The following is a 21,203-nucleotide window of genomic DNA, read 5'->3' as shown; positions in this document are numbered from 1 at the left end:
GGCTGGCAGCGCACGTGGGTGGGCTGTACTAGCTGCCTCAAGCACTAACCGCCTGCGGCATCGCCAAAGCCCGCGGCTCCTCGTACCTCGAGAGGAGCCGCGGGCTTTATCGTGCGCGAGCGGGTATGTCCAGTGTTTAGCTCAGGGCGCGCAGGAGACCCTGGAGCGCGTTCGGGTCGACGTTGAGCTGACCGTTCTGCAGCTGGCCTGCCCAGTCCTGGGTGCCGCCGACGGTCTGGATCACGCGGAGCAGCTGGCCCAGGTCAACGCTGGAGCTGCTGCCGGCGCTGCCCAGGGCACCGGACTGGCCCGCCATGTTGAGCAGCTGCTGGATCGCCTCGGTGGGCACGCCACCGTTCTGGCGAGCCTCGCCCAGGGCACCAGCCAGCGCGGTGAGTGCAGGCAGGAGTTCCTGGCCCTGCTGGATCTTCTCCGCAACCTGGTCCTGCGGCACGCCGAGCTGCTGGGAAATCGCTGCGGCCACCGGGGCGGTGAGCTGTGGCAGCGCGCTGTTGATGAAGGTCTCCGGGGACACGCGACCACCGACGACGCCGAGCAGCTGGACCACGAAGTCCGAGGTGATCGGCATGTTGACGCCGGTCTGGTGCTCGATCTCGTTGACGATCTGAGCTTCCTTCTCGACGATCGGCTGGGTCGCTGCCAGCTGGTTGGAGGTCTCGCCGGCCGGGGAATTGTCCGCCATGTCTCCGGCGAGGGCCTGGAGCTGGGCATCGTCACCGTAGTACTCGTTCAGGTCGACGTCGGTGATCACGCCGTCGACGGAACCGTTGCCGCTGTACTGCCAGAAGGTGACCTTGTCCCAGCCGCCCGGGATGTCTCCCGGCAGGCTGTTCGAGTAGTAGGCCAGCCACAGCGGGTACTCGGAGAACTCCGTGGTGTTCGCCATCTTCTGCTTCCAGAAGGAGTAGTAGGTGTAGATGATCGGCTGGCGGCCGGTCTGGATCTTGATCTCGTCGATCCATTCACGCACCCAGTGCTGCAGCTGCTCCGGGCTGAGGCCCTGATCTTCCTCGAGGTCGAGGACCGGCGGTAGGGATGGCTGCGGGCCGGTCGCGATCACGGAGGCATAGAACCGGGCCTCGGCGCGCGGATCATTCCAAGCCGGGCGGGCGTAGTGGTAGCTGCCCGGGATGATGCCGGCCTGCTGGGCCTTTACCGAATCCGAGGCGTAGTAGGGGTTGGTGTAGTTGGTGCCCTCGGTGGCCTTCACGAAGGCGAACTTCTGGCCGCTGGCAGCGACGGTATTCCAATCGATGGCTGCGCCGCCCGGGTGCTGGTGGGAGGCGACGTCGATGCCCGGGATTGCCCAGGAGGGCACCGGGATCACGTGGCTCGCCATCAGCGCGGCGACAGTGGCAGAGGTGCCCAAAAGGGCAGTTGCCGTGAGGCGTGCAGGGGTCGAGGTACGGCGCGTGCGGCGCCAAGGCAGTGAACGCATGTGGAATAGAGTACCCAACTTTCACTCTTTTCACACCTGTATCGCACGTAATCACCAGCATCTTACACCACTGTAATTAACAAAAGCCCCATTGCGGGGCTATGTTTTTGCCCGTCGCGGCGACACCGCAACCCAGGGCGAGGCGCCCGCTAGGGCTCGCTGAAACCGCCCTCGACCTGCCGCAATACCTTCTCCTCCCGGTAGAAGCACGTGGCTAACGCGGCAACCCCGGCGACCCATACAGCCGCCATCGCGAACAGTGCCGCTGGCTCCGGCCAGCTGATATTCCACAAGAAATGCAGCGCAAAACCGGCGAAACCCCAGCCGAAAACCTGCCTACAACGCCATGCTCGGCTCCGTTCGCGGGGCCCCCATAGCGCCCGTCCGATGCCATAACCGACGAGCCCGCTGAATACCGCGTGCAGCCCGATACCGAAAAGCAACCGCATGCCGTACGCAGAAGCTGCCCCCACTACGTCCGAGGAGGGATGCAGAACACCGAGGAACAGCGCGTAGAGCGAGCTCTCGTAAACCTCCATTCCGAGCCCGACGAACACGCCGGCCAGCAGGCCATGGTGCGGCCGGTTCCACCAATCGCGGCCGATCCACAGCAGCATCCAGATACCCAGGGCCTTCGTGATCTCCTCCGGCCAGGCCCCACCAAAAGCCGTCGAGAGGATGGGCAGGCCAAGCTTCTCCGGAATCTCGCTGGCCGCATCCGCCGCGGTGAATACCGCAAGCACGCTGCTGACACTGGCACCCCACCACAGGGCCATGGCCACCAAGCGCCGAGGCGTGCCCTGGTAGCAGCGCAGGCGGCTGAGTCCCCACCAGATCACGGCAACCAGAACAATAGAGATGCCCAGGGCAACCAGCAGTGGCAGCCCAGGGGCCGACGGCGTCGCTAGCAACAGCGCGAGGATGGCCAGTACTGTGCAGAGCACCGCCAGCAGGATGAAGCAGATATAGACCCCGCCCCGTTGAATACGCGGCCCCGAGACGCCTTCCGGCGAAACGCCGAGCGCAGAGCTCACCTCAGGGATCAGCCGTGGAAAGGAGCTCCTGTGTGGGGTCGATTCGGCAGGGCTATTGCGCCCCCGGGGTTGCTGTTCCGGCAGCATCATCGGCCTCCCTCCCGTTGCTGTGGGGACACCTCGGTGGTTGCCTCTGGTCGCAGCTCGGCGGTCTTCAGCAGCTCGTTGACCATCGCCTTCGTGCTGTCCACTCCCCGGGCCGTGACCTGCACGCTGACGAGCGTACTCTCGTCGTCCCCGCCCTCATCCTCGCGGTAAAAGGCGACCGTTCGGCTGAGGTCGGCATCGGAAAATGGGTCGACGTCCTCGTCCTCGTCGCTGGCTGCGGCTACTTCGTAATAGTCGCTGACCCAGACCTCATTCACCCCGGTGCGTTGCTTCAGCTCAGGGGCGATCTCAAGTGCGGTCTCCGTGTACCGGACGGGTCGCATGCTTTGCAGATCCGCGAAATTAATCGCCCGGATCGCTCGGTCTACCGCCAGCGCCTGATCCTTCACCGAGAGCATGCTCACAACCTCGACTTGGGCGGAGGGGCAAATAAACTCCGGCGCGACCATCGCGTCCTCCGTGATCGGTGCCGCGCAATCGTGCAGCACCCCGAAGTCCAGGGGCCAGTCGGCGAAACTCATCAGGTTTTCATCGAAAGCCTCCGCCGGGTTCGCGTAGTGAGCCGGCGCCTCGGCAGTGAGCGCGGCGTTGACCGCCACCGGCGCCGCGAGCCCCAGCACCGCTGCTGCTCCCACCGCGGCGACGTAGCGGTTTCGTCGCGCCTTTCCGAACGGCACGCTCGGCGCCGTCAACTGTCTCCGATCCATTTTTTCATCGTAGCCCCCGCCCCAGACACACCCCATGTCCACCAACACTGGTCCGGCGGGCGGCACGGTCGTCGACCGGGGTGACGTCCTAAAAAGAGAAGACGACGCCGTGTCTGCAGCGCGCACTACAGTGGGGGAACATGAGCGAAAAGAAGACAACATCCAGCCAGCCGGAACTGCCGGATAACATCACCGAGGCCGCCGCGGGCGAGACTATTTCGCCTGCTCAGGACCTGTACCGCCACGTCAACGGGCAGTGGCTGGCCAGCCACGAGATTCCCGCAGATCGGGCGGTCGACGGCACCTTCCACCAGCTGCGTGACCAGTCTGAGAAGGACGTCCGCGCCATCGTCGAGACACAGCCCGCCGATTCCCAGATCGGGGCGCTGTACTCCTCCTTTATGGACGAGGAGGGCATCGAGGCGGCCGGGCTCGCACCGCTGGACGCCGACCTGGCCGGAATCAACGCCGCCGCGGACATTCGCGAGCTGGCCATCGAGCTGGGTGAGCTGGACCGCGCTGGCGTCGGTGGCGTGGCGGGCTACTTTGTCGCCAAGGACGCCGAGGGCGATGCCGAGCGCGCCTACCTGGTGCAATCCGGGCTGGGCCTGCCGGACGAGGCCTACTACCGGCAGGAACAGCACCAGGAGACGCTGGCTGCTTACCGCGAGTATGTGACGGACATGCTGGAGCTGTACCTCGCTGAGGGGCGGGCTCTGCCGGGGAGCCACGCGGGTGCGGGCGCCGCGGAGGCCGCCGAGGCAATCCTGCGCTTCGAAACCACGCTTGCCGAGGGTCACTGGGATAACGTGACCAGCCGCGATGCGGATAAGACCCACAACCCGATGGCGGTGGCGGATCTGCCGACAGGCTTCCCCTTCGCGGAGTGGTTCGAGGCCACCGGCATTGCCGCTGGTAGCGCGGCTGCCGAGCGTGTGATCGTGAGCCAGCCGAGCTTCATCGAGCACGTCGCGAATCTTGCCGGGAGCGTGCTACTGGACGATTGGAAGCTCTGGGCGACCTGGCGCGTGCTGAACTCCCGTGCGCCTTACCTGCCTGCGAAGTTCACCGACCGGCGTTTCGAGTTCTACGGCCGCACCCTGAGCGGTTCGACGGAGCAGCGTGCCCGTTGGAAGCGCGGCCTGGGTCTGGTCGAGGGCGCGATCGGCGAGGAGGTCGGCAAGAAGTTCGTCGCCGAGCATTTCCCGCCAGAATATAAGGAGAAGATGCTCGAGCTGGTGGACTACCTCATCGAGGCCTACCGCGAGCGCATCTCTGCCCTGGAGTGGATGACTCCCGCCACCCGCGAGAAGGCACTGGTGAAGCTGGGTAAGTTCCGCGCGAAGATCGGTTACCCGGAGAAGTGGCGGCAGTTCGATGGGCTGGAGTTCGCAGCCGGCGGGGCCGAGCTGCTGGCTAACGTGCGGGCGGCCAGCCGATTCAATCACGACTATGAGATCAACAAGCTGGGCAAGCCGACGGATCCTGCGACCTGGTTCGCCACCCCGCAGACCGTCAACGCTTTCTACAACCCGGTGATGAATGACATCACCTTCCCCGCCGCGATCCTGCGCCCGCCGTTCTTCAGCATGGACGCCGACGCCGCCAGCAACTTCGGTGCGATCGGCGCGGTCATCGGCCACGAGATCGGGCACGGTTTCGACGACCAGGGGTCGAAGTTCGACGGCGACGGCAACCTGCATTCCTGGTGGAGCGAGGAGGACCGTGCAGCGTTCACGCAGCTTACGGACAAGCTCGTCGCGCAGTTCGAAGGGCTCGTGCCGACCGGACTGAAGCAGCGCGGGGAGACCGCGCACAAGGTCAACGGCTCCTTCACCCTGGGTGAGAATATCGGTGACCTCGGCGGCCTGGGTATCGCCATCGTCGCGCTGCGCCGCTACCTGAGCGACCAGGGCGTGGCGGTTGAGACGCCCGAGGGCCCCAGCGCGGAGTACCGGGAGGCGCTGCAGCACGTCTTCCTGCAGTGGGCGCGGGTCTGGCAGACGGCCATCCGCCCGCAGATGTCCGCGCAGTACATCTCCATCGACCCGCACTCGCCGGCGGAGTTCCGCTGCAACGTGGTCGCGTCGAATATCCCGGAGTTCTACCAGGCCTGGGAGGTCACCGAGGCCGATGGCATGTGGCTGGCCGAGGACCAGCGCGTGACCATCTGGTAGCTACGCGGCCTAGAGGTCGGCGAAGAGGTCGGGCTCGAAGTCCTCGGTCTCGTCCGGGACGTACTCCTCGACCTCGGTGAGGTTCAGCAGCGCGCCGGTGGGATCGGTGATGGTGGCGCCCCGGCCGAACTCGGAGTCGAAGGGCTCCCGGATGATCTGGGCGCCCAGCCCGCGGGCGGTATCCACCGCGGCGTCGATGTCCGCGACCCCCAGGTAGAGCGTCCACATGGAGGGCAGCTGCATCTCCTGGGTATCCCAGAGGCCGACGAGAGCTGCGCCCTCGAACTCGCCGAGCGCGTAGCGGCTGCCGTCGGAGTTCTTATCGACGCGGATATCCCAGCCGGCGAGCTCGTGGTAGAACTCCAGAGTCTCGTCCCAGCCCTGGCCGACCATGAGCTCGTGCCATACCGGCGTGCCCGGCTCACCCGCGGCGAAGAGCGCGTGCTCATCCGCAGGATTCTTCAGGCCGATGGCCGCCCCGCTGGGGTCGATGACCACGGCCATCTCGCCGCGGTCGGTCTCACCATCGGCGCCCTCCCCTTCCGGGGCCCCGAGCACCCGCGGCTCCAGAACAGAGCGGGCACCGGCGTTGACGGCGGCGTTGTGCGCGACCGTGACGTTCGGCGTGTAGAGCGCCAGGCCCCACATGGAGATCTTCTCCTCCGGGATGGCACCGATGCCGGCGACGGGCATGCCGTTCTTCGTCGCGACGGCGTAGCCCTGGCCGTGCTCGCGGTATTCCCAGCCCACGAGTTCGGTGTAGAAGCGCTTCGCGGCATCAATATCGGTGGTTGCCAGGTCCAGCCACAGCGGCATGCCTGGTTGCGCCTGCATAGCGGGCATTAGAGATTCCTCCACTTTTCGGGGTCGAAGTCGTCATCGGCAGTGGCTTCATCGAAGAACTCCCCAAGGTCGTCCTCTTCAGCCAGGTTTTCGCTATCGGCAACACTACGGCCATTCGCTCCGACCTCTGCGCCGAGGGCAGTGCCGGTCTCGGGGTCGGTGATTGTCACCTGGTCGCCGTCTCGCAGGGCCTTGCCGCGGCGGGTTTCGGCTGCGCCGTTGACCGACACCGCCCCTTCGGCGAGGACGTCCTTGGCCATTCCCCCGGTTTCCACAAGGTTGGCGAGTTTCAGGAACTGCCCCAGCCGGATCTCGGTGTCACGGATAGGCACGACAGGAAAATCTTGCTGCATGTTGCCCATCCTACGGTGCCGGATTGGGCGAGTCGTTTTTGCTTTTCTTTTTATTGCATTTACGCATCTTCGGCACTTTGCTAGGGCAAAATCAGCAACATGACAAGCCCCGCATTCACTAACGCTTCCAGCTCTTCCGCCGATTCTGGTGCGGCGGGAGAATCCCAGTACCCGACGATGCTTTCGCCCCTCGAGGTTGGCGGCAAGACTTTCCGCAACCGCGTGATCATGGGTTCCATGCACACCGGCCTCGAGGACAAGCTCGAGGACGCCCCGAAGTTGGCCGAGTTCTTCCGCGAACGCGCGGAGGGCGGTGTTGCAGCCATCGTGACTGGTGGCTACCCGCCCGTGCTGGAGGGCAACCTGACGCCTTTTGGTCAGCCCTTCAACTCCCAGGAAATCGCCGACGCCCACCGCCAGGTCACCGAGGCCACCCACGCCGGGGGTGCGCTGGCCATCCTGCAGCTGCTGCACGCTGGCCGTTACGGCTACCACCCGATGTCGGTCTCCGCCTCCGCGACCCAGTCCCCGATCACCCCGTTCCCGGCCCGCGAGCTCTCCGACGAGGAGGTCCGCGCGACGATCAAGGCCTACGGCGAGGCGGCAAAGTATGCCAAGGATGCCGGCTACGACGGCGTGCAGATCATGGGCTCCGAGGGCTACCTGATCAATCAGTTCCTCGCGGAGCGCACGAACCAGCGCACCGATGACTGGGGTGGTTCTGCGGAGAAGCGGATGCGCTTCCCGATCGAGATCGTCAAGGCGGTTCGTGCCGCGGTCCCTGAGGACTTCGTCATCGACTACCGCATCTCGGTGCTGGACCTGGTCGAAGGTGGCCAGACTCAGGAGGAGATCCACGAGTTGGCCCGCCAGCTGCAGGACGCCGGGGTGGACATGTTCAGCTCGGGTATCGGCTGGCACGAGGCGCAGGTTCCGACGATCGTCACTTCCGTGCCGCGTGGCGCCTTCGCCTGGGCGACCGCCGAGCTGCGCAAGGTCGTGGATGTGCCGGTGGTCATCGCTAACCGCATCAACACCCCGCAGGTCGCCGAGCAGCTGTTGGACGGCTCCTTCAACCCGGAGGGTGGCGAGGCCCGCACCGGTGGCGAACCCTTCGGCGAGTTCGTCTCCCTGGCCCGCCCGATGCTGGCGGATGCTGAGTTCGTCAACCGGGCTGCGGCAGGCGAGGCGGAGCTGATCAACCACTGCATCGCTTGTAACCAGGCCTGCCTGGATCACACCTTCACCAATGAGCGGGCAACCTGCCTGGTCAACCCACGCGCGGGGTACGAGACGGAGCTGAAGCTGCTGCCGACCCGAACCACAAAGCGGGTGGGCATCATCGGCGCTGGTGTTGCTGGTCTGTTCGGTGCCGAGGCCCTGGCGGAGCGTGGCCACCACGTGGAGATCTTCGAGGCCAGCGATAAGGTCGGCGGCCAGTTCCAGCTGGCCATGCGAATCCCTGGCAAGGAGGAGTTCGTCGAGGCGCTGAAGAACGTGCAGGCCCGCCTGGCTAAGCGCGAGGTACCGATCCACCTCGGCTCCCCGCGCACCCCAGAGGAGCTGCTGGAGGCCGGCTTCGACGAGGTCGTGGCGGCCAGCGGTGTGACCCCGCGCATCCCCGAGTTCCCGGGCCTGGCGGAGGCACTGCGCGGCGAGGTCGAGGGCGTGAGCGCCATGACTTACGCGGAGCTGCTCAGCCGCGAGAAGGAGGCAGGCAAGAACGTCGCCGTCATCGGCGCCGGCGGTATCGGCTACGACGTCACTGAGTTCCTGGTGGAGGACCGTGGCGGCCAGCCGCAGTCCATCCGCGAATGGAACGAGCAGTGGGGCGTAACCACCGACCCGGAGGCGCGCGCGAACCTGACCCGACCGAATCCGCCGCAGCCGCTGCGCAAGGTCACCATGCTGCAGCGCAAGATCACCCGCATGGGTCGTGGGCTGGGCAAGACCACCGGGTGGGTGCACCGCGCAGCAGTGGCAATGGCCGGGGTGGAGCAGATCGTGGGCGTGACCTACGAGAAGCTGGACTCCGAGGGCCTGCACATCACGGTGCCCGCCCAGGACATCAAGGAGCTGCAGAAGGCGCTATCCAAGGCCAAGAAGGCCAAGGACACCGAGGAGCTCGCCCGCCTGGAGACCGCCATCCGCGAGGAGCGCAAGGAGCTGGTCATCCCGGTCGACACCGTTGTGCTGTGCACCGGCCAGGAGTCCGTCCGCCCGGATCAGGCCGACGGCACCAGCGAGGGCGCGGAGCAGAAGGTCCACATCGTCGGTGGCGCAGATGTCGCCGCGGAGCTGGACGCCAAGCGTGCGATCCGGCAGGCCGTGGAGCTCGCCGCCCGCCTCTAAAGCCCGCCTTTAAGGGCTTCCTCTAGAGCCGCTTCTAGGGGCTGCCTCTAGAGCCTCTTCTAGGGGCTACCCCTAAGGCTGCTCTGCTTCCGGCTCCGGCACCCGGTCGTCGACCATCCCGATGGCCTGCATCAACGCGTAGCAGGTCGTCGGACCCACGAAGGTGAAGCCACGACGTTTGAGCTCTGCGGCCATCGCCACCGACTCCTCTGACTCCGAGGGCATCTCTGCGATGTGCGCTGGGGGCTGGTGCTCGGCCGGGGCGTAGGACCAGATCAGCACCGGCAGGCCCGCGGGCAGGCGACGCGCCGCCCCGCCCAGGATCTCCCGCGCAGGGTGCCCTTCCGGCAGCTCCTGCAGCTCCGGGTCCTCCCGGAGGGCCACCGTGGCCTCGGCATTTCGGTAGATCGCGGCGTGCTTTCGCGGGTTGCGGATCAGCGCAGGGTCGGCGAGCGCCGCCTCGCGCTGCTCTGCGCTCATCTGCGTGATGCGGGTGGCGTCGAAAAGGAAGAAGTGATCCCTGAAAGCGCGACGCTTGCGCAGAATCGTCGCCCACGACAGCCCCGACTGGAAGCCCTCGAGGCAGATCCGCTCGAGCAGGCCGGATTCCGTGATAACGGGCCGGCCCCATTCCTCGTCGAAATACTGCCGCTCCAGCTCGGAGCGCGTGGCCCAGGGCGGGCGAACCACGCCGTCGGCGCCGATGATGTTGCCGCGCGCGGTCGCGCCCGGCTGGCGATGGTTGTCAGATGTGTGCTTATCCATAATTCCCCCTCGAGTTTAGGCTGTGCGAAGTATTGGTTCGCCGCTCGTGACCTGTGCCCCGCGCGGCTCGCCATGCACTTCGCTGTGCACACTAGCGGGCGCAGCAGACATCGCCCTCTGCTTAAGGCAGAATTCAGCCCCGCCGCGGGGTTAAATCATTCTCAAACCTGCTGGTCAGGGTTTTCCCATTATCGCTACCTCCGGAAAATTACCCCCGTTTCGATGCTTGCGAAAATGGCATTCATCTAGCTAAAATCAGCTCGCTACCCCGGGTGCCTCTTCTTGGGTCGCGCTGCCCTACGGCGGCCAGCGCAGAGAGCAGCAGGCATCCATTAAAACGTGATCGAGCAGTTCGCCAGACAAACAAAGGAGGGCCACGATGAACACACCGTCGATGAACCGCCCCCACCCGGCGAAGGATCACCCCGAAAACGACGAGCCCCGCGATACCGGCACCTTCAAGGCCACCCTCCCCGCGCTCGGCGGCTTCCTCACCTCCGATGGCCAACCCATCGATCCCGCACCGCAGGATCAACCCGCGCCCCGCGCGACGCTCCCCTTCTACTGCGATGGCGAGGACCCGACCCCACGACTGTGGCTCACCGTGACGTCGACCCTCCTGGTGATCTCGATCGTCACCCTGATTCTGATCTCGCTGTTGCTCTACGTCCTCGGCGACGACGTCATCGGCCCCGCCGACGGCCTGTTCAGCGTGCTGCGGACCTCCGTCCGCTAAGTCGGCCCCATCGGATTCACGGCGAAGGGGCCGCGCTCTTCCTCCCCCGCGCCCGCCACCACCGCGCACCACCGTGGGCTAATTTGATAGGCAGCATGTCTACCACCCCCACCCCTAATCTGCCCTTTTCCGCTGGCCGCACGGCCCTGCTCAGCGCGCTCGCGGAGTTCGGCGCGGCTGTGGTGCACGCCCCGCCGGGCACGGGCAAGACCACCCTGGCCCCGCAGTTCCTCGCCGATGCTGATCTGGTTGCCCCTGATCAGCGCGTGATCGTGACCCAGCCCCGGCGCGTGGCTGCCCGCTCCGCCGCTGCCCGCCTCGCCGAGCTGCGAGGCACCGAGCTGGGCGGAAAAGTGGGATATACGGTCCGCGGGGATTCCCGCGTATCCAAGCAGACCCGGATCGAGATGGTGACCCCCGGCGTGCTGCTCCGGCGCATGCTGCGGGACCCCGACCTGCCTGGGGTGGGCGCGATCGTCGTGGATGAGGTCCATGAACGCCATATCGAGTCCGACCTGGTGTTCGCCATCGCCGCCCAGCTGCGGGAGTTGCGCGATGACCTGCTGGTCCTGGCGATGTCCGCGACGGTGGACGCCCAGCGTTTCGCGAATCTGCTCGGGGTACCGGAGGCGGTGGTGCACGTTCCAGCCCCGATCTACCCGTTGGAGATCCACTACGCCGCCGCTGCGGACTCCATCACCCACCGCCGCAGCGATAGCAGGCCCGGCCAGCCCGGTTCCATCGAGGCCTTCATCGCCGCCGGGGTGCGCCGAGCTCTCGCGGAGATCGCCGAAGGCGACATCCTGGCCTTCGTCCCGACCATCCGCGGCACCGAGCTGCTCGCCCAGCAATTCGATTCCCCCGAGCTTGCCGCCTTCGCGCTGCACGGCCAGCTCAGCCCGAAGCAGCAGTCCGAGATCGTCAACCCGCGCGGGGCCACCAGCGCCAACCCCACCCGCCGGGTCATTTTCGCCACGGACGTCGCCGAATCCTCGATCACGGTGCCGGGCGTGCGCGTCGTCGTGGATACCTGCCTTTCCCGCGTTTCCCGGCGCGATTCCTCCCGCGGCATGTCCGTCCTGGTCACGGAGTCCGCCGCCCAGGCCAGCTGCGTGCAGCGAGCGGGTCGTGCGGGCCGCGAGGGGCCAGGCACCGTGTTCCGGCTGATCAGCGCAGATGAGTGGGCCCGCTTGCCGGAATTCGCTGCGCCTGCGATCCAGACCAGTGACCTCACCGCCGCACTGCTGGACGTCGCCGCCTGGGGCGCACCCATGGGTGAGGGCCTGGCCCTGCCGGACCCCTTCCCCCAGAACAACGCCGCTGCCGCCGCTGCCACGCTCCGCCAGTTGGGGGCGCTCGACGCCGACGGGACCATCACCGAACTCGGGGAACTGCTGGTCACGCTCCCCCTCGATCCGCGCCACGCCCGCGGCGGCCTGCTCGCCAGCCGGCGCGTCCCGGTGGAGCTCGTGGCCCGTGTGCTGCAGTTTTTGGACGTCGCCAGTTCCCAGCGTGCCCCAGCCAGCGCGATCCGGGATATCTCGCCGAAGGACCCGGCGGTGCGCAGGCTCGTCCGCTTGTTGCAGCCGCACGCCCCACGTGAGCTCAGCGACCCGCTGACCGGGGAGGACGCCATCGCCTACACGATCGCGTGTGCGCGGCCGGATCTGCTCGCCCGGCGCGTCGAACCTGGGTCGGAACGGGTGCTGACCGTGGGCGGCACCGGGGCGGTTATCCCGAAGGGCATGCCAGGGGTGGATGCACCACACAATGAGCAGTGGTTCGCGGTGGCGGATATCGGGCGCAGCGAGTCGGCATCCGCGAGGAAGTCCGGGACGGGTTCGATCCTGCGCTCGGCCATGCCGATCTCCGAGGAGCTGGCCCTGGCTGCAGCCGGTGGCGTCCAAAAGGAAAGGACCGCGAGTTACAGCGTGGAGAAGAAGCGGGTGCAGGCGCGGGAACGGACGGTCGTGGGGGCGGTCGAGTTGAGCAGCGCTCCGGCCAAGCCCAGCGTGGCGGAGGCGGAAGAGGCGGTATCCGCTGCGATTGCGCAGGCCACCCCGGAGCAGCTGGAGGAAATGCTGCAGCTCAGCGGGAACGCCCGCGAGCTGGTGAAACGCATGCAGTACTTGCACGACGCCGCAGTAGCCGGGTTCGAACGTGCGTCGGGCTACCCGGATCTGCGGGCGGGGCTGCCGGCGGAGCTGCTGAGCTTTATCGCGGCGGATATTGCTGCCGGTCGGCGGCCGGATGTGGCGAGCCTGCTGCGCGGGCTGATCCCGTGGGATCAGCCGATCGACGAGCTTGCGCCGGAGTCCCTGGAGCTGCCGAGCGGGCGGACGAGGCGACTGACCTACCCGGAGGTGCTGATCGGAAGCTCCGCGGCTGGCGCTGTGAGTGATGCTGCCAGCGTTGCCCCAGGCGAAGTCCTCCCGGGGAGCTCCGGCGAGGGGCAGGCAGCGCCAACCCCCGAGGTCCTCGCCGAACCCGTGGTGTTGGCGACGAAGCTGCAGGACGCGTTCGGCCTCACGGAGTCCCCGCGCATCGCGGGCCGGCGGGTGCAGTTCCACCTGCTCTCCCCGGCGCAACGGCCGGTGGCGGTGACCGATGACCTGGGGAGTTTCTGGGCCGGGCCTTATCAGGGGGTGCGCAAAGATATGCGGGGCCGCTACCCGAAGCACACCTGGCCCGAGGACCCGGCGGCGGGTTAGGGCACAAGAAAAAGGAGCCCCGAAGGGCTCCTTGGTTTGGGCTGTGCCGGAGGCGGTTTAGCGCTTCGGCAAAACCATCTTGAGGATCCACAGGAGGATCACTGCGCCGAGCAGGCAGGTCAGGAAGCTCCAGAACATGCCGCCGGAGTTGACGTTGAACAGGGTGAGGACCCAACCGCCGATGAGGCCACCGACGATACCAACGACGATGTTGGCGATAACGCCCATCTGCGCGTCGGTGCCCATAATCTTCGAACCGATCCAACCTGCCAGGCCGCCGATAATGATCCAGCCGATGAATCCGAGGGCCGGGGTTGCTTGTGCTGCGAGAATCAATGTATCCATGTCCTCCAGTATGCCAGCTGTCGTAGGATCCTGCCAGAATTTTTATTTTTCGCTGGAAATAACCTACTGGTCGCGCCGCTCTCGGAGCGTGGCGTTGAGCCACTCCAGTAGTACGATCGCGTGGTTCTGTTCGGTGTCTTTCGCGCCATAGAGCAGCAGCACCCCGTCCTTCGCGGTCTGTTCGGTTTTCGCATCCGAACGGGGTGGCTTGGCGCCGGCCTCCTCGAGCTCCCGCAGCGCGCCCTCAAGGTCCCCGTCATCGAGAGCGTCATCCAGCTCCGTGCGGTAACGGTTGGCAAAGTTCTCAAAGCTCAGCTCGCCCGAGTGGAACTCCTTGCGCAGCTCAGAGGAGGGCGTCAGCTCTTTGGGCCAGCCCGTCAGCGGCAGCTTCTCCTTGGACACTCCCCGTGGCCACAGGCGGTCGACCAGGAACCAGGCGCCCGCCTCGCCGCCACTGCCCTTTCCCTGGTCACTCCCCTTCGAGCCACCGTTGTTCACGACGTCATACACCCGTGCCAGTTCCATCCGCTTGCTTGCTCCTTCCTTATTTCATGTCCTCCCACCACGCTACGTCCGCGGGTAACCTGAGGGCATGTCTATGAATCTGAAGAAGGCCAAGGACGTCAACACTGCCGCTGTCATCGCCACCGGGCTCATCGGTGGCTGGCTCACCGCCCGCGAGACCGAGATCCGCCCGCTCGGTGGCGTGATTCTCGCTGCTGCCGGCGGTTACGCCGCCCGCTCCTGGAACGCCAAGGTTGGCGCGCCCACCGCCGCTGGGCTCACCGCCGGTTACCTCGGGGCCTTTGGCCTCTCCCACCCGCTGGCGAAGAAGATCGGCGCCTGGCCGGCTGTCCTCGCGGTCACCGCAGCATCCGCTGGAGCCGCACACTTCCTCTCCGACGCGAAGTAAGCCCGCCCAGCCCTTAGCTGAGCAGCGCGCCCACCATGGCCTCCGCCATGGTGTCGAGCCGATCCTGGTGCTCCGCCGGGTTCCCGGTGAAGGCCACAGGCTCAGCCGCCACCTCCCACTGCAGGCCGGTGATGATGGAATCCATCGCTTTCTCCGCTCCAGTGGTATCGAATCCACCCCGGATCCACCAGGAGACCGGGGTGCCTTGCTTTTCCTCGTTGACCTGGTAAAACAGGGTGTCGAAGTAGTGCTTCAGCGCCCCGGAGATATAGCCGAAGTTCGCGGTTGTTCCGAAGATCACCGCGTCCGCTGCCAGGAGCTCCGCCTTATCCGGCTCCAAGGCCTGGCGCTCAACCACCTCGATGCGCGGCGCGCCATCTCCCAGCGCCTCAGCAGCCTGCTCGGCAGCCTCCTGACACTTCTCAATCACCCGTCGGGCAATCGGCCGCACCGTATCCGTCGGGCTGTGGTGCACGATCAGCAGAGTTCGAGTGTTGCTAGCCATGCCCCCATTATGGCCACCCGCGGGCCCGGAAGTGGGCAAGATGGGAACCATGAGCACCGCACCACTGATCCTTCCCTTCCAGGGCGTTCGCCCACGCATCCACGAATCCGCCTATATCGCCCCCGGCGCGACCATCATCGGGGACGTCGAGATCGGCGCCGATTCCTCCGTCTTCTACGGCTGCGTCCTGCGCGGGGACGTCGGCCCGATCCGCATCGGGGAACGCACGAATATCCAGGACAACTCCGTCCTGCACGCGAACCACGACTCCCCCTGCGTCCTCGGTTCGGACGTCACCGTCGGGCACAAGGCCCTCGTCCACGGCTGCGAGATCGGGGACGGCGTTCTGGTCGGCATGTCAGCGACGATCCTCTCCGGTGCCCGTGTTGGTTCCGGAAGCCTCATCGCGGCTGGTGGCGTCGTCCTAGAAAACCAGGAGATCCCGGCGGCGTCGCTGGCGGCGGGGGTACCGGCGAAGGTGCGTCGTGAGATGAGCGAGCAGGCACAGCAGGGACTGGTCGAGCACGCGGGCCGCTACGTCGAGATCGCGAAGGGGCAGCCGGATCCGTCGGAGGCGATCGAGCTCGCCGAGGTGCGTTTCCGCTAGCTACTCCAGCTGCCGCTCACCACCCCGCGTCCGTCCACTCCCCTCGCGTCCGCTTGCTCCCACTCATTTTCCGGTTGCTGCCACCGACGTTGCAGGGCTTGGGCAGGACACTTCCTCGCACCCCACCCGCGAGCCTTCTTCTGAGTTCGGCCCGGCACCCGATAGCATGAAGGGGCTATGGCCAGCACAGGTGGGAAAAGATTCCGTAACGATATCGAGGGCTTGCGCGGTTTCGCGATCGCCCTCGTGGTGATTTTCCACGTCTTCGTGGGCAAGGTGTCCTCGGGCGTGGATGTCTTCCTTCTGCTGGGAGGTGTGTTTTTCTTTGGCTCCCAGCTCGCGAATGCGCGCAACCCGAAGGGGCTGACGTTCGTTCAGTCGCTCGTGCGCATCATCCGACGCCTCTTCCCGCTGCTCGCGGTGGTCGTCGGCGCGACGTTGGCGGCTGGACTGCTGCTTATGCCGCGGATCCAGCACCTGCAGCTATCTAAGGACGCGGTCGGCGCGCTGGCGTACATCACGAACTGGCAGCTGGCGTTTTCGGGCCGTGATTACAACACCGCCAGCTCCACGGTCTCGCCGTTCCAGCACCTGTGGAGCATGTCCGCGCAGCTGCAGATCTACGTCGCATCCCTGATTGCGGTCACCCTGATCGCGCTCATTTTCCGACGTTTTTCCCGCAAGGCCTTGGCTGTCATTCTCACGGCAGTCACGGTGCTTTCTTTCGCCTTCGCGACGTACCAGCACGGCCAGGACCAGGCCGTGAACTACTACCACTCCTTCTCCCGCTTCTGGGAGATCGGGCTGGGTGGCCTGCTGGGCATGCTGATCATGCCGCGTTCCGACCACGGCGAGAAGCCGCCGGCGCCGATCGTGCCGCCGCTGAACACGTGGGTGCGTCAGCTCTTCGGTTGGCTGGGCCTGATCATGATCGCCTCCACCGGCCTGATCATGGATGGCGCCCAGACCTTCCCGGGCCCGGGCACGCTGTTCCCGCTGGTGGGTGCAGTGATGGTGATCCTGGCTGGGCAAAACGGTAAGCCGGTGGGTGTTACCCGCATCCTGGAGAGCCGCTTCATGCAGTTCCTGGGCCGGATTTCCTACGCCCTGTACCTGTGGCACTGGCCGCTGCTGATCATCCTGGTGTCCTACACGGGCTACAACGCCCAGGAGCAGCCATTGTTCGGCGTGGCCATCATCGCAGCCTCGGTGGTCATGGCATGGCTGTCTAATCGCCTGATCGAGCGCCCGCTGCGCCAGACCGGCCGCCCACGCCGCGCGCACGTGCTGTGGACCCCGAGCTACTGGTGGGAAGCCATCCGCGTGTGGCCGAAGACCGCCTATGCGATGGTGATCATCCTGATCGCCGGTGGTGTGGTCGCCGCGGCCCCGGTGGTGGCGAAGAACCAGGTCGAGGAGGGCGAGGAACTCTGGCGCCTGGCGTCGAACGTCGAGAACTACCCTGGCCCGCTGGCCTTCAGTAACGACGCCTTCGTCCCACCGCGCCAGCCGCTGGCCCCACCGTTCGAAGAGATGGGCCCGCTGCTGCCGCCGACGCAGCCGGATGGTTGCCAGATCGGCTTCGAGGAGGATCACCTGATCCTGAAGCGGAACTTCAACCGCTCCGAGGAGGACTGCGCCTACGGTGATTTGAACTCCGAGCGCACGGTGTACGTGATTGGTGGTTCCCATTCCGAGCACTTCATCCCAGCGTTGGACGAGGTGGGCCGCCGCCAGGGTGTGAAGTTCATGCCGATCCTGAAGATGGGCTGCCCAGTCAACGCGAATATCACCAAGTGGGATGGCTCGGACTTCCCGTCCTGCCGTTCCTGGTCGAAGAAGGTCGTGGACCACATCCTGGCCAACCCGCCGACTGAGGGTGTGTGGATGACCGGTACCCGCCCGTCGGATATCGCGGGTAATGGGCCGGAGCAGGTGCCTCCGGAGTACGTGGATCTGGTGAAGCTGTTCACCGAGAACGGCATCCACAGCTACCTGATGCGCGATAACGCCTGGCACATCCAGCCGCCGGAGATGGGTGACCCGGTGCCATTCAACCTGCGCGAGTGCGTGGGCGAGATGGTGGACGGCACCCGCACCGCCACCGAGCGTGGCCGGAACTTCCCGGGCGTGCGGGATCGTTGGCGCCCGACGCCGGAGGAGATCGAGGAGATCAACGCGGAGTGCGGCACCCCGCAGGACGCCTCCCTACTGCCGGAGGACCCGCAGTTCAAGGCTTATGCGGGTCTGGACGTGACGCTGCTGGATGTCACCGATGGCTTCTGTAAGGACGGCTGGTGCCCGGCGATCATCGGCAACCTGGTGGCCTACCGCGATCAGCACCACTTCACGAACATCTTCGCCTCCCGCTTCGCGGATGCGATTGAGTACCAGATGTACAAGAAGCCTCGTGGCGCGGAGGGCTCGGAGGATAAGGCCCGTAAGGCGCCGGATGCGCGGGCTGAGGAGTCCGGTGAGGTCGCTCCCGGAGCCCCAGGGGCAGAGCAACCGGGTGCAGAGCAGCCAGGTGCACCGGGCGCTGGGCAGCCAGGCGCTGGTCAGCCAGATGCCGGTCAGCCTGGCGCTGGATTGGACGCCCCGAGCCCGGATGAGATTGGGCAGCACCCGCCGGTGCAGGCCCCGGCGGTTCCCCAACCCGCTGCCCCGGCCGGCGACTTTTACTAGCTAGGTTCCGGGACACGACGCCCTTGCTGAATTAACCCCAGCGGTAAGCCGCTGGGGTTCTTTCATGCGTGTTGCTTCTCTCTTGCAGCTAGTGGCGTTCTTGGAAAGTTTTAAGAGATCAGATCCAGGGGCATGTCGGAAATATCGCGCAACCGTCGCCCGTGCACCAGCATTTCGAGAATTTCCTGAGCGTCTTCCGAACCTGCTTCATGCACCGCTTTGCGCAGTTCAGGAAGCGCAGCGTGGTACACCATGTCAATGTCACCGGTGCCCAAGGCCAAGGAGGCGATCCTCGAAATCATCGGCTCCGCGGTAATCGCAATGATGTGCGGGGCGCGCCCCTTCCGGTTGCGAATCAGGTTGAGCGCCTCACTCCGTGTGTTCTGCGCGCGGTCGGAGCGCATGGTGAATTTGCAGCTGACAACCGCATGCAGAAACCGAGAAGAGGAAGACTGCGTATTGGATGCACGCATGGGAGAAAGCAAACCAGCCTGTTCATCCACGAACTCCAATTCGGCGTTCAACGCTTCATCGCTATAGGCATCTCGCGTGACGAGGATGTCCGGCGCGATGGAATAAGAGTTCCCTAGCACCGCGGCGAGGGTTGGCTTGTTTTCGATTTCGACCGCCAAGTCCCCAAGGTGAAGATAAGGCTCATAGCGAGCGACGTGACTCGCACGATGGGAGGATCCCACGACGTCGACAAACCAGTTTCCTGGCTGCACAGCCGCCATCGACCGAATCGTTGTACGCAGAAAGGTGCCGACCGCGTTCTCAAAATTCGATCCCGCCGTCTGCCCCGCTAGCTTCTGTCGCACAGGCACTCCCAGATTCTCCGCCAGGTGCAACGCAACAACCCGGCTAGCCCGGCTGCCCCTATCGGCATTCGAGGCGATTCCTTTATCGGAGATCGCCAAGGTTCCCGTATCGATGAGCTCTTGAATGAATTCTTTACGAGCCTGCGAAAGGACAGCTGGGTTCATACGTGGGCAATTCATATCTAGATAGTCATTTCGAGCAATTGGGCCGCCCCATACGGAAACGCGGGCAACGAACCATCGGGGATCGGTTCCTTATTGAGCGCAGAGGCGATTCTCTCGCCGATGGCACGTGCAACCGGCGGTGGAAAAGCGTTCCCGACCTGCCTCCACGCCGCGGTTTTGCGGCCCATCCACTTCCAGTCCTCTGGAAATCCCTGGATCACCCCACCCATCTGGACAGTCAGCCTAGGCATCTCCTCGTTAGGATCCTCGGTGAAATCCGCGCCAGGAGCCTCCTCCGCGATAGACGAGCCCTTTACCCCCAGCCTCTTCCATGCCGCACGCGCACGCGAAGGCCCCACGTCCGGGCCCCCATGCTTCTTACTTCCGCCAACCAGTGTTGGGGCGATGTCTTGCGCACCTGCTGCCCAAGCGGTCGCACCTGGCCAACCGCGAGAGGACATCAGATGGTGCAAAGCCTCTCCCACCGTAGTGCGATGCGAGACCGGCTCAGGCCAGGCAAAATATTCTGCATATTCATGCTGCAGCGCCACCATAATAAATCGTGGCCGGAGCTGCGGCACCCCATAATCGGCGGAAATGACCAGCTCCCAGAACACGGTATAGCCCATGTCATTCAGCTCTTCGATGAGCTCGGCGCGGTAGGCCTCGAAACGCGGCTGTGCCATGCCTCGGACATTCTCAAGCATCACCGCTCGGGGCCTTGCGATCCTGACCAGCTGCAGCGCCCGCGGGAAAAGGTCCCGCTCATCATCCTTTCCGAGCTGCTTACCCGCGATGGAAAATGGAGGGCAGGGCACGCCACCAGCGAACAAGTCCAAGTTCTCGGCATAAGGTTCGATATCGAAACTCAGCACATCTTCGGCGAGAACGTTCCAACTAGGCCTATTTGCCCTTAACGTCTCTACCGCATCTGGGTCGATCTCAACGGCGGCGAGATGATCAAACCCAGATTGCTCCAGACCTAGCGCCTGCCCCCCTGCACCAGCGCAGATCTCCACCGAAGTTAAAGCCTCCGCCTTGAAGGCGGGCACTGCATCATCATTTCCAGTCATGGTTTACTCCGCTGTCCAAGTCTTCTGGCTCCAGTGAGCCAAGTCAATCTGTTCGATTACCGCCGAACCTCGCGCCCGTCCACCCCCAGCTGCGTGCAAAGTACAACGAACGTAGTGGTGCGTCGCACAAACTAACCTGCGCACTCTCGGAAGTTTTCGCCTGTTAGTCTAGCAACGAGCCAGACAAGGATACCCTTTATTCGCTAATATGTTCGATTAATTCGCTCCGAACCGCTCAGTTCCTCCCTGCCATGCCACACATCGTTTTTCTCGACGCCAACGTGCTGACCAGCACCACCGTGCTGCGGTGGCTTTTCGACCTGCGCGCAGCACTGGTCGGTGAGGGGTACGAACTGCGGCTCGTGACGTCCTTAAAAACCCTGTCGGAGACCGGCGCCACGATGAACTGGCGCGTACCGCAATTCACCGGTGCGCAGCGGGATCAGCGGATGGCGGAGCTGCGCCGCGAGATGGACGACGTCCTCCCCCACTACCCCAAGGACCTGGCCTTCAGCGGGAAAGACCCCGGCGACTACCACGTGCACGCCGCCGCAACCGCCTGCGGGGCGGCCACGCTGCTGAGCTTCAACCGGCCCTCGGACTTCACGAAGAAGCCCGCCCGGGAGAGCTACCGAGTCACCAACCCCGACGATTTCCTCCACGAACTCGGCACCACCCATCCCGGTGCGTTGGCGCAGGCCGTGGCCGCGCGCACGGGCAAGAAGGGCACGGATGAGGAAGGCACAGCAAACATCGCCTCGCTGGTTCTGCAGCTCAAGAAAGCACGATGCCCCCGGCTCGCGAAACTGCTGCCGGGGGCACTGGGAGGCTAAGCTAGCCGCGCTCG

The 21,203-nt window shown here is 65.2% G+C and carries 19 protein-coding genes; 8 read left to right on the top strand and 11 right to left on the bottom strand.

Features of this window, described 5'->3' with window-relative positions:
• Positions 1-136: 136 nt before the first annotated feature.
• From QP413_RS07125 to QP413_RS07115, 3 genes are all read right to left on the bottom strand, one after another.
• Positions 137-1,459, bottom strand: a complete 1,323-nt coding sequence (locus QP413_RS07125) for a glycoside hydrolase family 25 protein (RefSeq protein WP_284781290.1) — start codon at positions 1,457-1,459, stop codon at positions 137-139.
• A gap of 149 nt (positions 1,460-1,608) precedes the next feature.
• On the bottom strand, positions 1,609-2,583 hold the full coding sequence (locus QP413_RS07120) for a PrsW family intramembrane metalloprotease (protein ID WP_284781289.1): 975 nt from the start codon (positions 2,581-2,583) through the stop codon (positions 1,609-1,611).
• A complete protein-coding gene (locus QP413_RS07115; protein WP_284781288.1) occupies positions 2,580-3,308 on the bottom strand; it encodes a hypothetical protein in 729 nt (242 codons plus the stop codon). The genes QP413_RS07120 and QP413_RS07115 overlap by 4 nt, the downstream gene beginning before the upstream one ends.
• 140 nt (positions 3,309-3,448) lie before the next feature.
• On the opposite strand from QP413_RS07115, the gene QP413_RS07110 reads away from it, so the two are divergent.
• Positions 3,449-5,485 carry a M13-type metalloendopeptidase gene (locus QP413_RS07110; protein ID WP_284781287.1) on the top strand — a complete coding sequence of 679 codons (2,037 nt, stop codon included), beginning with the start codon at positions 3,449-3,451 and terminating at the stop codon, positions 5,483-5,485.
• Positions 5,486-5,494: 9 nt separating this feature from the next.
• On the opposite strand, the gene QP413_RS07105 is transcribed toward QP413_RS07110, so the two are convergent.
• Both QP413_RS07105 and QP413_RS07100 read right to left on the bottom strand, forming a co-directional pair.
• Positions 5,495-6,328 (bottom strand): VOC family protein, encoded by an 834-nt coding sequence (locus tag QP413_RS07105; RefSeq protein WP_284781286.1) that lies wholly within the window; start codon positions 6,326-6,328, stop codon positions 5,495-5,497.
• Positions 6,328-6,681, bottom strand: a complete 354-nt coding sequence (locus tag QP413_RS07100; RefSeq protein ID WP_284781285.1) for an RNA-binding S4 domain-containing protein — start codon at positions 6,679-6,681, stop codon at positions 6,328-6,330. The genes QP413_RS07105 and QP413_RS07100 overlap by 1 nt, the downstream gene beginning before the upstream one ends.
• Before the next feature lie 99 nt (positions 6,682-6,780).
• Between QP413_RS07100 and QP413_RS07095 the strand changes: the two genes are divergently transcribed.
• Entirely contained in the window at positions 6,781-9,033 is a 2,253-nt protein-coding gene (locus tag QP413_RS07095; RefSeq protein ID WP_284781284.1) for an NADPH-dependent 2,4-dienoyl-CoA reductase, read from the top strand.
• Between the two features lie 72 nt (positions 9,034-9,105).
• Here QP413_RS07095 and QP413_RS07090 read toward each other — a convergent pair whose 3' ends face one another.
• The gene (locus QP413_RS07090; protein WP_284781283.1) at positions 9,106-9,798 is read right to left on the bottom strand and encodes a DNA-3-methyladenine glycosylase I; all 693 of its coding nucleotides are present in this window, start codon (positions 9,796-9,798) and stop codon (positions 9,106-9,108) included.
• A 379-nt stretch (positions 9,799-10,177) separates the two neighbouring features.
• On the opposite strand from QP413_RS07090, the gene QP413_RS07085 reads away from it, so the two are divergent.
• Positions 10,178-10,534 (top strand): hypothetical protein, encoded by a 357-nt coding sequence (locus QP413_RS07085; RefSeq protein WP_284781282.1) that lies wholly within the window; start codon positions 10,178-10,180, stop codon positions 10,532-10,534.
• 95 nt (positions 10,535-10,629) lie between these two features.
• Positions 10,630-13,245, top strand: a complete 2,616-nt coding sequence (locus QP413_RS07080; protein WP_284781281.1) for an ATP-dependent helicase C-terminal domain-containing protein — start codon at positions 10,630-10,632, stop codon at positions 13,243-13,245.
• 57 nt (positions 13,246-13,302) lie between these two features.
• On the opposite strand, the gene QP413_RS07075 is transcribed toward QP413_RS07080, so the two are convergent.
• The gene (locus tag QP413_RS07075) at positions 13,303-13,590 is read right to left on the bottom strand and encodes a GlsB/YeaQ/YmgE family stress response membrane protein (RefSeq protein WP_284781280.1); all 288 of its coding nucleotides are present in this window, start codon (positions 13,588-13,590) and stop codon (positions 13,303-13,305) included.
• A gap of 63 nt (positions 13,591-13,653) precedes the next feature.
• Positions 13,654-14,115, bottom strand: coding sequence for a DUF488 domain-containing protein (locus tag QP413_RS07070; protein WP_012359355.1), 462 nt, complete (start codon positions 14,113-14,115; stop codon positions 13,654-13,656).
• A 67-nt stretch (positions 14,116-14,182) separates the two neighbouring features.
• Here QP413_RS07070 and QP413_RS07065 point away from each other — a divergent pair, with 67 nt between their 5' ends.
• The gene (locus tag QP413_RS07065; protein ID WP_070758580.1) at positions 14,183-14,503 is read left to right on the top strand and encodes a hypothetical protein; all 321 of its coding nucleotides are present in this window, start codon (positions 14,183-14,185) and stop codon (positions 14,501-14,503) included.
• A 13-nt stretch (positions 14,504-14,516) separates the two neighbouring features.
• On the opposite strand, the gene QP413_RS07060 is transcribed toward QP413_RS07065, so the two are convergent.
• A complete protein-coding gene (locus tag QP413_RS07060) occupies positions 14,517-15,008 on the bottom strand; it encodes a flavodoxin family protein (protein ID WP_284781279.1) in 492 nt (163 codons plus the stop codon).
• A 49-nt stretch (positions 15,009-15,057) separates the two neighbouring features.
• Here QP413_RS07060 and QP413_RS07055 point away from each other — a divergent pair, with 49 nt between their 5' ends.
• Both QP413_RS07055 and QP413_RS07050 read left to right on the top strand, forming a co-directional pair.
• The gene (locus QP413_RS07055) at positions 15,058-15,615 is read left to right on the top strand and encodes a gamma carbonic anhydrase family protein (RefSeq protein WP_012359352.1); all 558 of its coding nucleotides are present in this window, start codon (positions 15,058-15,060) and stop codon (positions 15,613-15,615) included.
• A 177-nt stretch (positions 15,616-15,792) separates the two neighbouring features.
• Positions 15,793-18,300 (top strand): acyltransferase family protein, encoded by a 2,508-nt coding sequence (locus QP413_RS07050; protein WP_284781278.1) that lies wholly within the window; start codon positions 15,793-15,795, stop codon positions 18,298-18,300.
• 110 nt (positions 18,301-18,410) lie between these two features.
• On the opposite strand, the gene QP413_RS07045 is transcribed toward QP413_RS07050, so the two are convergent.
• Both QP413_RS07045 and QP413_RS07040 read right to left on the bottom strand, forming a co-directional pair.
• Positions 18,411-19,283: an NgoMIV family type II restriction endonuclease gene (locus QP413_RS07045; protein ID WP_284781277.1), complete on the bottom strand. Its 873-nt coding sequence runs from the start codon at positions 19,281-19,283 to the stop codon at positions 18,411-18,413.
• Positions 19,284-19,300: 17 nt separating this feature from the next.
• Positions 19,301-20,356: a DNA (cytosine-5-)-methyltransferase gene (locus QP413_RS07040; RefSeq protein ID WP_284781276.1), complete on the bottom strand. Its 1,056-nt coding sequence runs from the start codon at positions 20,354-20,356 to the stop codon at positions 19,301-19,303.
• A gap of 251 nt (positions 20,357-20,607) precedes the next feature.
• Here QP413_RS07040 and QP413_RS07035 point away from each other — a divergent pair, with 251 nt between their 5' ends.
• Entirely contained in the window at positions 20,608-21,189 is a 582-nt protein-coding gene (locus tag QP413_RS07035; protein ID WP_284781275.1) for a hypothetical protein, read from the top strand.
• Positions 21,190-21,203 lie beyond the last annotated feature (14 nt).

Origin of the sequence: Corynebacterium sp. UMB4614 (genome assembly GCF_030217065.1) — a bacterium.
Classification (GTDB): domain Bacteria; phylum Actinomycetota; class Actinomycetes; order Mycobacteriales; family Mycobacteriaceae; genus Corynebacterium.
The sequence above is the reverse complement of the archived record's forward strand: the minus strand, read 5'-3'. Positions and strand labels throughout refer to the sequence as shown.

What these genes read in the sequence shown, in the direction of transcription:
- QP413_RS07125 (WP_284781290.1), bottom strand. Translation starts at nt 1,459, where the DNA reads ATGCGTTCACTGCCTTGGCGCCGCACGCGCCGTACCTCGACCCCTGCA.
- QP413_RS07120 (WP_284781289.1), bottom strand. Translation starts at nt 2,583, where the DNA reads ATGATGCTGCCGGAACAGCAACCCCGGGGGCGCAATAGCCCTGCCGAA.
- QP413_RS07115 (WP_284781288.1), bottom strand. Translation starts at nt 3,308, where the DNA reads ATGGATCGGAGACAGTTGACGGCGCCGAGCGTGCCGTTCGGAAAGGCG.
- QP413_RS07110 (WP_284781287.1), top strand. Translation starts at nt 3,449, where the DNA reads ATGAGCGAAAAGAAGACAACATCCAGCCAGCCGGAACTGCCGGATAAC.
- QP413_RS07105 (WP_284781286.1), bottom strand. Translation starts at nt 6,328, where the DNA reads ATGCCCGCTATGCAGGCGCAACCAGGCATGCCGCTGTGGCTGGACCTG.
- QP413_RS07100 (WP_284781285.1), bottom strand. Translation starts at nt 6,681, where the DNA reads ATGCAGCAAGATTTTCCTGTCGTGCCTATCCGTGACACCGAGATCCGG.
- QP413_RS07095 (WP_284781284.1), top strand. Translation starts at nt 6,781, where the DNA reads ATGACAAGCCCCGCATTCACTAACGCTTCCAGCTCTTCCGCCGATTCT.
- QP413_RS07090 (WP_284781283.1), bottom strand. Translation starts at nt 9,798, where the DNA reads ATGGATAAGCACACATCTGACAACCATCGCCAGCCGGGCGCGACCGCG.
- QP413_RS07085 (WP_284781282.1), top strand. Translation starts at nt 10,178, where the DNA reads ATGAACACACCGTCGATGAACCGCCCCCACCCGGCGAAGGATCACCCC.
- QP413_RS07080 (WP_284781281.1), top strand. Translation starts at nt 10,630, where the DNA reads ATGTCTACCACCCCCACCCCTAATCTGCCCTTTTCCGCTGGCCGCACG.
- QP413_RS07075 (WP_284781280.1), bottom strand. Translation starts at nt 13,590, where the DNA reads ATGGATACATTGATTCTCGCAGCACAAGCAACCCCGGCCCTCGGATTC.
- QP413_RS07070 (WP_012359355.1), bottom strand. Translation starts at nt 14,115, where the DNA reads ATGGAACTGGCACGGGTGTATGACGTCGTGAACAACGGTGGCTCGAAG.
- QP413_RS07065 (WP_070758580.1), top strand. Translation starts at nt 14,183, where the DNA reads ATGTCTATGAATCTGAAGAAGGCCAAGGACGTCAACACTGCCGCTGTC.
- QP413_RS07060 (WP_284781279.1), bottom strand. Translation starts at nt 15,008, where the DNA reads ATGGCTAGCAACACTCGAACTCTGCTGATCGTGCACCACAGCCCGACG.
- QP413_RS07055 (WP_012359352.1), top strand. Translation starts at nt 15,058, where the DNA reads ATGAGCACCGCACCACTGATCCTTCCCTTCCAGGGCGTTCGCCCACGC.
- QP413_RS07050 (WP_284781278.1), top strand. Translation starts at nt 15,793, where the DNA reads ATGGCCAGCACAGGTGGGAAAAGATTCCGTAACGATATCGAGGGCTTG.
- QP413_RS07045 (WP_284781277.1), bottom strand. Translation starts at nt 19,283, where the DNA reads ATGAACCCAGCTGTCCTTTCGCAGGCTCGTAAAGAATTCATTCAAGAG.
- QP413_RS07040 (WP_284781276.1), bottom strand. Translation starts at nt 20,356, where the DNA reads ATGACTGGAAATGATGATGCAGTGCCCGCCTTCAAGGCGGAGGCTTTA.
- QP413_RS07035 (WP_284781275.1), top strand. Translation starts at nt 20,608, where the DNA reads ATGCCACACATCGTTTTTCTCGACGCCAACGTGCTGACCAGCACCACC.